Source organism: Pseudoalteromonas sp. SR41-4 (assembly GCF_014163985.1).
Taxonomy (GTDB): Bacteria; Pseudomonadota; Gammaproteobacteria; order Enterobacterales; family Alteromonadaceae; genus Pseudoalteromonas; species Pseudoalteromonas rhizosphaerae.
Genome location: NZ_JACJEI010000019.1, coordinates 78,054 through 89,043, shown reverse-complemented (window position 1 = coordinate 89,043; position 10,990 = coordinate 78,054). Strand labels below are relative to the sequence as shown.

General features: G+C 40.8%; 10 protein-coding genes. 4 read left to right on the top strand and 6 right to left on the bottom strand.

Annotation, left to right across the window (positions count from 1 at the left end; all coding sequences use genetic code 11):
- Positions 1-267 precede the first annotated feature (267 nt).
- Both dnaJ and dnaK read right to left on the bottom strand, forming a co-directional pair.
- Positions 268-1,410, bottom strand: coding sequence for a molecular chaperone DnaJ (gene dnaJ, locus H5180_RS15395; protein WP_145236090.1), 1,143 nt, complete (start codon positions 1,408-1,410; stop codon positions 268-270).
- A 187-nt stretch (positions 1,411-1,597) separates the two neighbouring features.
- Positions 1,598-3,514: a molecular chaperone DnaK gene (gene dnaK, locus H5180_RS15390; protein ID WP_182732509.1), complete on the bottom strand. Its 1,917-nt coding sequence runs from the start codon at positions 3,512-3,514 to the stop codon at positions 1,598-1,600.
- A 244-nt stretch (positions 3,515-3,758) separates the two neighbouring features.
- Here dnaK and H5180_RS15385 point away from each other — a divergent pair, with 244 nt between their 5' ends.
- Positions 3,759-4,574 carry a thioesterase family protein gene (locus tag H5180_RS15385; protein ID WP_182758524.1) on the top strand — a complete coding sequence of 272 codons (816 nt, stop codon included), beginning with the start codon at positions 3,759-3,761 and terminating at the stop codon, positions 4,572-4,574.
- Here H5180_RS15385 and H5180_RS15380 read toward each other — a convergent pair.
- Positions 4,563-5,339, bottom strand: a complete 777-nt coding sequence (locus H5180_RS15380; protein WP_145236099.1) for an ABC transporter substrate-binding protein — start codon at positions 5,337-5,339, stop codon at positions 4,563-4,565. The genes H5180_RS15385 and H5180_RS15380 overlap by 12 nt on opposite strands.
- 149 nt (positions 5,340-5,488) lie before the next feature.
- Between H5180_RS15380 and H5180_RS15375 the strand changes: the two genes are divergently transcribed.
- Genes H5180_RS15375 through H5180_RS15365 form a run of 3 tightly spaced genes read left to right on the top strand, consistent with a single transcriptional unit; the run spans position 5,489 to position 9,003 of the window.
- Positions 5,489-6,715, top strand: coding sequence for a paraquat-inducible protein A (locus H5180_RS15375; RefSeq protein ID WP_145236310.1), 1,227 nt, complete (start codon positions 5,489-5,491; stop codon positions 6,713-6,715).
- Positions 6,716-6,724: 9 nt separating this feature from the next.
- Complete coding sequence (gene pqiB / locus H5180_RS15370; protein ID WP_182734109.1) at positions 6,725-8,380, top strand: intermembrane transport protein PqiB; 1,656 nt, start codon at positions 6,725-6,727, stop codon at positions 8,378-8,380.
- On the top strand, positions 8,380-9,003 hold the full coding sequence (locus tag H5180_RS15365) for a membrane integrity-associated transporter subunit PqiC (protein WP_182758522.1): 624 nt from the start codon (positions 8,380-8,382) through the stop codon (positions 9,001-9,003). Before pqiB ends, H5180_RS15365 begins: the two co-directional genes overlap by 1 nt.
- Positions 9,004-9,105: 102 nt before the next feature.
- On the opposite strand, the gene H5180_RS15360 is transcribed toward H5180_RS15365, so the two are convergent.
- The 3 genes from H5180_RS15360 to H5180_RS15350 all read right to left on the bottom strand — a co-directional run bounded on the left by H5180_RS15360 (position 9,106) and on the right by H5180_RS15350 (position 10,985).
- The gene (locus H5180_RS15360) at positions 9,106-9,429 is read right to left on the bottom strand and encodes a GNAT family N-acetyltransferase (RefSeq protein ID WP_182758521.1); all 324 of its coding nucleotides are present in this window, start codon (positions 9,427-9,429) and stop codon (positions 9,106-9,108) included.
- A 41-nt stretch (positions 9,430-9,470) separates the two neighbouring features.
- Positions 9,471-9,875, bottom strand: a complete 405-nt coding sequence (locus tag H5180_RS15355; protein WP_149980118.1) for an NUDIX hydrolase — start codon at positions 9,873-9,875, stop codon at positions 9,471-9,473.
- An 84-nt stretch (positions 9,876-9,959) separates the two neighbouring features.
- Positions 9,960-10,985 (bottom strand): zinc-binding dehydrogenase, encoded by a 1,026-nt coding sequence (locus tag H5180_RS15350; protein WP_182732503.1) that lies wholly within the window; start codon positions 10,983-10,985, stop codon positions 9,960-9,962.
- Between the last annotated feature and the right edge of the window lie 5 nt (positions 10,986-10,990).

Genomic DNA, 10,990 nt, shown 5'->3' with positions numbered 1-10,990 from the left:
ATAAATACAGTGATAACAAGGCGTAAATTTTGACATGTAGTTGTTCTACTTGAAAAAATTATAACGCAGTTAGCGCTTTATTTAGCTCGCTAGAATGGTTAAATATTTAAGTCGATTGGTATTACTGCGTGGTTTTCAGCAAAGCTGTAGCCAAATAAAAACCTGAACTCTTGAGGGTCAATCTCTTAACCAGAGTTCAGATTAATAAGCTTTTGTTAGCCAATAAAAAATGGCGCTAATTAGCGCCATTTTATAAGTAATGAGTGATTACTTAGTTAAATCATCAAAGAACTTTTTTACACCATCAAAAAAGCCTTTTTCTTTTGGACGGTTTTTAGAACCATCCTTACCCATGCTTTGCTCAAGCTCTTGCAATAACTCGCGTTGGCGTTCATTTAACTTAACGGGTGTTTCTATTACCACTTTACAGATCAAGTCACCAACTGCGCCACTACGGACAGACTTAACACCTTTACCGCGCATACGGAACATTTTGCCCGTTTGACTCTCAGCTGGGATCTTCAATTTAGCACGACCATCTAAAGTCGGTACTTCAATTTCGCCACCAAGAGCAGCCGTTGTAAACCCAATCGGCACTTCACAATATAGGTTATTACCATCACGCTCAAAGATACGGTGTTCACGTACCGATACTTGCACATACAAGTCACCAGCGGGTGCACCATGTACCCCTGCTTCACCTTCACCAGATAAACGAATGCGGTCGCCAGTATCAACCCCGGCTGGGATTTTAACCGATAATGTTTTGGTTTTTTCCACACGGCCTTGACCATGACAGCTATTACATGGATCAGAAATTATCTGACCAGTGCCCTGACAGGTTGGACAGGTTTGTTGCACAGCAAAAAAACCTTGGCGCATTTGCACTTGGCCTGCACCATGACAAGTCGTACATGTTTTCGGTTTAGAACCCGCTTTTGCACCGCTGCCGTCACATGGCTCACAGCTTACCCACGTAGGTACTTTAATTTCTACTTCTTTACCACGAACCGCTTCTTCTAAGCTTAAGTCCATGTTGTAACGTAGGTCTGAACCTCGTTGCTGACGCGATTGACGACGGCCACCACCGCCTCCAAAAATATCACCGAACACGTCACCAAATACATCACCAAAGTCACCATGACCGCCACCAAAGCCGCCATGACCACCACCGCCACCGCCTTGTTCAAACGCAGCATGGCCGTATTGATCATACATTTGACGTTTTTGACTGTCAGTGAGGATCTCGTAAGCTTCTTTTACTTCCTTGAATTTAGTTTCAAGTTCTTTATCGCCTGCGGTACGATCTGGATGATATTTCATCGCTAAGCGTTTATACGCTTTTTTTACGTCTCTTTCGCTGGCGTCTTTTGCCACTCCAAGGACTTCATAATAATCGCGTTTTGACATATCTATCACACTACTCTTTTCTTACTGCAGCATTGCTGCGGATAAATCGATAAATCGTATCGATTTATCATCTAATTTACATGCAAAAGGCGCGTCAAGCTTTAGCCCGCGCGCCTTAGTTGTTCATCCTAACTTAAATTGCGATATCAGTCATCGTGTTTTCAGTTAGGCGAAGCGCTAACAACAATTACTTGTCGTCTTTAACTTCTTCGAACTCAGCATCCACTACGTCGTCATCTTTCTTCGCAGATTGTTGCTGCTCGGCACCGGCGTCACCACCTTGTTGTGCTTTAGCTTGTGCGATTTCCATTAACTTTTGTGACTTTTCAGCAAGCGCTTGAGTTTTTGCTTCAATCTCGTCTTTTTTGTCACTCTTAATCGCAGCTTCTAGCTCAACAACAGCCGCTTCAATCGCTTCTTTGTCTTCGCTTGGTAATGCATCACCCGCTTCTTCGATTTGCTTACGCGTACCATGCACTAATGCATCAGCTTGGTTACGAGCTGCAACTAGCTCTTCAAACTTTTTATCGTCTTCTGCGTGTGCTTCGGCATCACGAACCATTTTTTCAACTTCTTCATCGCTTAAGCCTGAAGATGCTTGAATGGTGATTTTTTGCTCTTTACCTGTATCTTTATCTTTTGCCGATACATGTAAGATACCATCAGCGTCCACATCAAAAGTAACTTCGATTTGTGGTGTACCACGTTGTGCTGGACGAATACCTTCTAGGTTAAATTGACCTAGTGACTTGTTGTCGCTAGCACGTTTACGCTCACCTTGTAATACGTGAATAGTTACCGCAGCTTGGTTATCTTCAGCAGTTGAGAATGTTTGCGATTTCTTCGTTGGAATAGTCGTATTTTTCTCAATTAACGCCGTCATTACAGAGCCCATAGTCTCGATACCTAGAGATAATGGCGAAACATCTAGTAATAGTACATCTTTCACATCACCAGCTAGTACACCACCTTGAATCGCTGCGCCTACGGCTACTGCTTCATCAGGGTTAACATCTTTACGTGGCTCTTTACCGAAGAAATCAGCAACTGTTTTTTGTACTAAAGGCATACGTGTTTGACCACCAACAAGGATGATGTCGTCAATGTCGCTTACTGATAAATCAGCATCAGCAAGGGCACGTTTTAATGGCTCTAGTGACTTCATTACTAAATCTTCAACTAGTGACTCAAGCTTAGCGCGTGTTAGTTTCACGTTCATGTGCTTAGGACCAGTTGCATCAGCAGTTACGTACGGAAGATTTACTTCTGTAGATTGTGCAGATGATAATTCAATTTTTGCTTTTTCAGCTGCTTCTTTAACACGTTGCATTGCAAGTGGATCAGTTTTTAAGTCTAAACCTTGATCTTTTTTGAATTCAGCAACTAAATAGTTGATTACGCGGTTATCGAAATCTTCACCACCTAAGTGAGTGTCACCATTTGTAGCAAGTACTTCAAATGTGTGCTCACCTTCAACTTCATCAATTTCAATGATTGATAAATCGAAAGTACCACCACCTAAGTCATATACTGCAACAACGTTTTCGCCTTTGTTTTTGTCCATGCCATAAGCAAGGGCAGCAGCAGTTGGCTCATTGATGATACGTTTAACTTCAAGACCTGCAATACGCCCAGCATCTTTAGTAGCTTGACGTTGTGAATCGTTAAAGTAAGCAGGTACTGTAATAACCGCTTCAGTTACTGCTTCACCTAAAAAGTCTTCAGCTGTTTTTTTCATTTTTTTCAAAACTTCAGCTGAGATTTGTGGTGCAGCGCGTTTTTCGCCGCCCGCTTCAACCCATGCATCACCATTATCTGCTTTGATAATTTTAAAAGGCATGATGCCGATATCACGTTGTACTTCTTCGTCTTCAAAGCGACGACCAATTAAACGCTTAATTGCAAATAATGTGTTTGTCGGATTAGTAACCGCTTGACGTTTAGCAGATTGACCTACTAAAGTTTCTCCGTCTTGCGTGTAAGCTATAATAGACGGAGTGGTGCGATCGCCTTCCGCGTTTTCAATAACACGTGCTTTGCCACCATCAAGTACTGCAACACAAGAGTTAGTAGTACCTAAGTCGATTCCGATAATTTTACCCATGAAATATCTCCAACTTCAAAATTCATTAATACGTTCGATGACTAGTAGATAGGGATGCCACAAACTTAATTCAACTGTAAAAATGAAAAAAAAGTGCTTTTTTGTAATTTATTTTGCAAATAACCCTAATTAATGTGTGGATTGTCTTTTTTTGCATCATTAGGGGCCATTTCACAATCTGGTCTGATGAGTTTTTATGTGTTATAAAATCACTAATAATTAAAAAATGTCTCAAAGGATCACCATGCATTTTGATCAACTATTAAAGCAAGCGGCACTCATAGGCCAGCTGCCCCATTCTGAACAAGCTCACGCAACGATGCAATTTCCTGCAAACTGGTGTCAAGGTCGAACTGCTTTTGGCGGTTTATCAGCCTCACTACTGTATCAGGCAATGCGTCAACAAATAGAACCAAGTCGTCGTTTGTTGTCTATTAGTACAAATTTTGTAGGTCCTTTGTTAGCAGATATTGATTTTTCCCTCTCAGTTGAAATTTTACGGGAAGGAAAAAGTAGCACACAAGTACTGGCAAAAGCGTTGCAGAACGGCCAAGTAAGCGTGGTCGTACAAGCGTGTTTTGCAAAATCGCGAGATTCAGCCATTGAAGTACCAGTGACAAAAACAATGAGCCTAAAACCGGTTAACGAACGTTACACACTGCCATTTAAATCAGGTGCCATGCCGGAATTTTTCCAACACGTCGCGCTTTGCCCTCAGCAAGGTGGAATGCCGTTTTCAGCAGCCCAAACGTCGCATTTAGGCGGATGGATGAAGTTTAAACAATCGCCAGCAGAACTTAGTGAAGCACATATTATTGCCTTAACGGATGCATGGCCACCTACTTTATTACAAATGTTTAACCAACCAGCGCCCGCCAGTAGTATGTCGTGGTATTTAGAGTTTGTAAAAACACCGCAGTTGGCAGCCGATGAGTGGCTTGGATTTGAAGCAGAAACTCATCACTGTAAAGATGGCTATGGTTTAGAGGATGGTTGTATTTGGTCACAATCCGGCGAATTGCTTGCGCTTACCCGCCAAACCGTAGCATTATTTGATTGAGCTTGGTTCTACAACCTGAGCATAATCACTGCCATCAAAAGCCATTATTTTACTGTATTGCCCATTTTCAATGATATGGGCAAGTCCCATATCAAAAATCTCTTGTAACACTTTACTGTTAAAATAGGCTGGTCGAGGAGCCTCAGGAAATATCGGGTGTACAGTAATAGGCTTGATTGGGTGCGATTCTTTATATTGCTGTAGATAATATAAAAACACCCGTTTTTCTAGTACCACCACATCAACCCACTCTTTCATTAGATGATCCACTTGCGCAGCTTGGTATACGACTTCTTCATAAGCGCTTAATTTAGTCGTTAATGCTTTAAATGGCGGCGGCAGAAATTCGGTGGCGTTTTGAAAGGCAACAACACTTTTCCCCAGTAGATCATAGACAGTATTAATTTTAAAATTATTTTTACGTAAGCTAATTGCCACATTTTGATACGCCAATAAGCTTTGGCTTGGATAAATCGCAGAAGTGGTGAGCCCCGCATAATTCATCGCAATATCGACCTTCATTTGTTCTAAGGATTGCCCTGCACGTTTATTAGACATATAGACTATATCTAGATTTGTTATACCTTGATCTTTAAACGCAGATTTTAAAATCTGCAACTGCAAGCCGGTATCATCCTCACTAAAGACGTAAGGAGGCAAAGAAGGGCTTACCGCAACGGTAATAATGTCGCTAGATTTTGGCGCAGCTAAACTCAATGCAAAAGTGCTATATAAAACAAAAAAAAACACTATAAAATACTTCATTCACCACCCACAGATAGATGCTTTTTAGCAACTGTAAAATTACATGACAACTTTCTTATTAGGCTAGCCTAGTTAAACCAATTTCGCATTTGTATTTAGCATATAATTGATGCAAACTTGATCTAAGATACTTCTAAGTGGTTATTAATTTGCAAACTGCCTGCCCTAATTGTGACTTGATTATTGATATCCCGCACATAGTTGCAAAACAAATGGCTGTCTGTCCACATTGTCACAGTAAACTATGCGCAGCAAATATAAATTATGACAGCCGTATTGTAGCACTCAGTATTAGTGCTTTACTCATGCTGCTAAGCAGTATGTTTTATCCATTTATCTCATTTAGTAGTAATGGCATTACACAGACGATTACCTTGCCCGATGCCGCTCGTATTTTGTTTAATTACGACAGCAATTTATTAGGCATTTTTATTGATGTTAGTATTATTGGTTTACCAATGGCATTACTCACTATTTTGATCCCACTGCATTTAGGCTTACTTAAAGTACTTCCACAAACGATTGCCAGACGCTTACTCAAATTCACCTTAGCGCTAGAGCCATGGATAATGTCAGAAATATTTTTAATCGGTGTATTGGTCAGCATGGTAAAAATAATGTCGTTAGCGGAAGTCAGCTTTGGCGTTAGTTTTTGGGCCTATGCCGCGTTTGTACTCTTCTATATTGGCTCATTAGCACACTTGAATCGTGCCCGATTATGGGATCAAGTACAGCCTCAGGCTGAAATTGCAGCCGCAAAACTTTCTTATCGTGCCATAGATAGTAACATTCGAGCCTGTCATGTCTGCCATCAACTAAGCGATAGCGAATACTGTTCTCGCTGTAATAGCAAAACCCATATCAGAAACCCCCACAGCGTACAAAAAGCAACGGCATGGTTAATAACTTCAATTGCCTGTTATATTCCGGCAAATTTATTGCCAATAATGTACACCACTAGTTTGGGGGATGAATCCCCCTCAACATTAATTGGTGGGGTAATAACACTGTGGCAAGCTGGCTCATACCCTATTGCATTAATCATTTTTTTAGCGAGTGTAGTAGTACCATTAGCTAAAGCGCTCATTTTAACATTTTTATGCTTTTTGGTTAGCAAACCCGCTAACGGCCAGACAAAAGGCTATACGAAAGTCTATCAATTAACCGAGTTTATTGGTAAGTGGTCTATGATCGATGTATTTGTTGTCGCGATTCTAGTAGCCTTAGTGCAATTAGGAAATTTAATGTCAGTAACGCCAGGTTTAGGCACTGTATTTTTTACTATCATGGTGATTTGCCAAATGCTTGCAGCACACGCGTTTGACCCTCGGCTATTATGGGATTCGCCAAACAATGATAAAAAGACCATAAATTAGAGAAACAGCATGAGTGAAACGGCTAATATAAAAAAAGAACCTATTATTTCTGCGATTTGGATCATACCGGTTATAGCTTTGCTCGTTGGTGTGTGGATGCTTTACCAATACCAAGCTAATAAAGGCGCAACCATTTATATTTCAATGCCTCATGCTGAGGGTATCGTGGCAGGCAAGACTGAAATAAAAGTACGTAGTGTGAAAATCGGCCAAATTGATCACGTTCGCCTCTCTGATACTAAAAACAGTGTGATTGCTCGAGCTCAAATTGATAAACATTATGATGGCTTACTCACGGAAGACGCCAACATCTGGGTAGTAAAACCACGTATTGATGAAACGGGTATCAGCGGTATGAGCACGTTACTATCGGGTGTATATTTAGAATTTTCACCAGGTGAAAGTAGTAAAACAAAAGAGCATTTTAAATTACAAGAAGAGCCAGCGCTGATTGATAAAGATGTCAAAGGCGGTCGCTTTTCATTACTCAGCTATGATGCTGAGGTTATGGATGTCGGCACCGGTATATTTTTTAAGAATTATAAAATTGGTCAAGTTGAAACAGCGACATTTGATTGGAAGAATCAAGCGATGAAGTATGGTATTTTCATCAACGAACCTTATCAAAACCTGATCACCTTAAATTCTATTTTCTGGGTCAATACGGGTGTTGAAATTGATTTATCTGCCGATGGCATTAATGTAAAAACAGGTTCATTAAGCAGGTTATTAAAAGGAGGGATCTCGGTTGGTTTGCCTGAACAACAATCGCCGGGTGATTTTGCTCAAGAAGGTCATAGCTTTTCGCTTAGTAATAGTTACAAAGATGCTCTTGAGGAACGCTTTTATAATTTTGATTATTACCTAATTGAGTTTGAGCAGTCTATTCGAGGTTTACGTGCCGGCGCACCGGTTGAATATCGTGGCATGCGCGTAGGTACTGTTGTAGAAGCACCTGCGAATGTGATGATCGATGGCAAACCCGCACACTTTAGAACTGATAATACTGCAGTGCCCGCTTTAATAAAAATAGAGTATGGCCGTATTTACCATGACAATGCCTCAGCCAAACAATTTTGGCAAAGCAGTGTTGATGGTTGGATCAAAAATGGCATGCGCGCTTCTTTAAAACCAGGCAATTTGCTTACTGGCGCTGTGTATGTCGATTTTGATATCTACCACGATGCCCCAGCTGCTAAGTTAGAAACACTGTCTCAATATCAAGTATTTCCGAGTGTCTCCAGTGGCATTACCGTATTAGCAGATCAAGTGTCTGACGTATTAAATAAAGTAAATAATTTAAAAATTGAAGACAGCTTAGCGCAAATTGATTCCGCGTTTGCTGATTACCAAGCGCTGGCGAATGAAATGCGTACATTGTTAAGTAAACAAGATACCCAAAATTTACCCGGTGATATTAATCGTAATTTTGCTGAAATGACAAAAAGTATGCAGCAATTTGATGTCACCATGAAACAGTTTGAAAAAACCATGGCCAGTTATCAACAAGGCTCCTCATTTCATCAGCAATTACAACAAACACTCTCAGAGTTTAAGCGTTTAAGTGAAGAGCTACAGCCACTCTCGCGTGGCTTAAATGAGCAACCAAATATGTTTATTTTTGATAAATCATTGCCTGCCGATCCAACGCCGAGGAAACAATAATGCGGACATTTTTACGTATACAATTTTTTGCTGTTATTGGGGTGCTATTATTATCAGGTTGTAGCCAATCACTTAATACACCCGTTAAATACTACCAGTTTGAGCAAAGTATTAAACCAATGCAGCGCAGTAGCACTGACACATCAGCTCAATTACGGATCAATACAGTAAGTTTACGAGGCGCATTAAATAACCGTGGTATTGCAATGAAAATGGATAATAATCAGGTCAATGCTGCTAATTATCACTTATGGAGTGAAGCGCCAGATCAAATGCTAACAGCAAGCGCCCATCAAACATTATTTACCACGCTTGATAACTGGATGGTGGTCAAAGGATTACCTGTTATAACAGACAAAGATCAGCAAAGTTATTATGAATTAGAATATGAGCTACATCATTTCAATGGTGATAACCAAGGTAATGCGGATATTTCTGGTTTGTGGCGCCTGTATTATACGTCGTTTGAAAGTGGCCGCTCTTTAAAAGCAATTCATTATTTTAGTGAGGTTAACCCTTTAACTGGTGATGATTACGAAGGCCTTGTCGAAAGCTTAGAGCAAAACTGGCAGAATATTAATCAACAGGTAGCAACCACCCTGAGCGTTCTTATTCAAGAATAAACACCACTAAAGCAGTGCCATCATTATTAAGCACTGCTTTGCCTATATACCCAAACCCGAGTTTATTTAATAACCCATGCGAAGCGGTATTGTCAGCATCGGCTATCGCGGCAATGTAGCTGAACTTACCTTGATACGAGTGTAATAGTTTTGCAGCCGCTTCATAGGCACTGCTAGTGCTTCTCGTTGGAACAAGCCCACCATGCCCATGGCAATGCCTTGTTTATTTGCCGCAATATAAGGTCCAAAACCTTGCTGTTGGTGGCCATCAATAAAGGTTTTTTGTAAATAATCTTCGGCTTGTTGTTTGGTATAAATGCCTTTATCAGCAATATAACGATAAAAACTCGGCTGATTTAATAAACTCAAGATAAACGACGCATCACTTAGCTGGCCATGGCGAAGAATTAAACGTTGCGTATTCATATCTCGTTTTCCTATTAATGATAGTGATCGTTTAAGCTAAATTAAAATGCAGCACTATCAACTGTACCAGTATAATTTAAACAGGCTGCGACTCTATGTTGTTGAACCTTGGAAAGCTCCGACAATTTATAATAACGATGTGCTAAGTGTTCATCGCTGAGCGTGATCACAGCATCTTTTAACAAACTAACTCTAAAAATAAAAGCATGAGAATTAAACGCTTTGTGATAATAAATACCGGTTAAGTGTTCAATTTTCACTTCACAGCCGAGCTCTTCTTGGCATTCGCGTATGAGTGCTTGATGTACAGTTTCACCGACATCTAAGGCGCCACCAGGTAATCCCCAGCTTAGCTCACCATAGCTTGCCTTTAGCAGCAAAACCTCCCCGCTGGCATTAGTGATCACCCCATGGGCGCTGAGTCGATAAAAATCTGTAAATGCCATCTTTCCCTCTAAGTTGATAATCTTAAACAATAACAAAAAGCCCCGCAATTGCGAGGCTTAAAGATTATGAATCACGGTTAATAATTAATCATGGCTAATTTTCACTACCTGCTTTCCGGTAAAGCCACCAGCAATTTGTTTATTCAGCGCCTGTGAAATACTACTGGCGTTAAATTCAACCTCAATGATCTGCGGTATTTTGATACTGCCACTGGCTAAATTGTCTAGCAATAAATTGCCCATAAAACTCATTTTTTGCTGAGCACATAAACTGTTTGCTAACCACGCTCCACCTAAAGAAACAATACCTATATTTGGCGCACGTCTGAACATCAGCTCCTGCTCAAACTTAGGCAGTGGATTTAAGCACGCAATACGGCCACAAAAACGCATTAATTCAACATTACGTACCGTGGTTTCACCACCAATCGAATCGAGCACTGCATCAAAGCCTTGTGGACCAAGTTCTTTACGAATTTTATCGCTAAGCGTTTTATCGTTGTAATCAAACACCACATCAGCACCCAATTGTTTAACAAGCTTATGGTTGCGTTTGCTCGCGGTGGTAAATACCGTAGCACCACGTTGTTTGGCAAATTGAATGGCGAACTGACCGACGGCCCCCGCACCAGCTTCAATTAAAAGTGAATCACCTTCGGTTAATTGCAGTTTATCAAGAGCTATTAATGCCGACATCCCTGCGCAGGGTAATGTCGCGGCTTGCTGTAACGTAACGCTGTCAGGAATTTGCGATACAGCAAAGTTAGGGACTTTAGCGTATTGCGATAACACCCCATGGTCGCCAACATTACCATGCCACATAACCCGAGTACCGACACTTGGAAATACCCCTTTAGTGGCTTTTACCACCAACCCTACAGCATCAAGGCCTAGGGTATGAGGATAGTGCCATTTACAAAAACCTTGTTTAGCAAAATACGCATCAACCGGATTCAACGCAACATACTCAACCTTTATCAACAATTCGTTGTCTACAACATCAGGCACCGGCAATTCGAGCTCAGATAAATTAATCTGTTCATTAGGTTCAAGTAACGCAATCGCACGCATTGTCGCGGGGATTGTTGATAAAAGATCAGTATGTGGCATCAAAA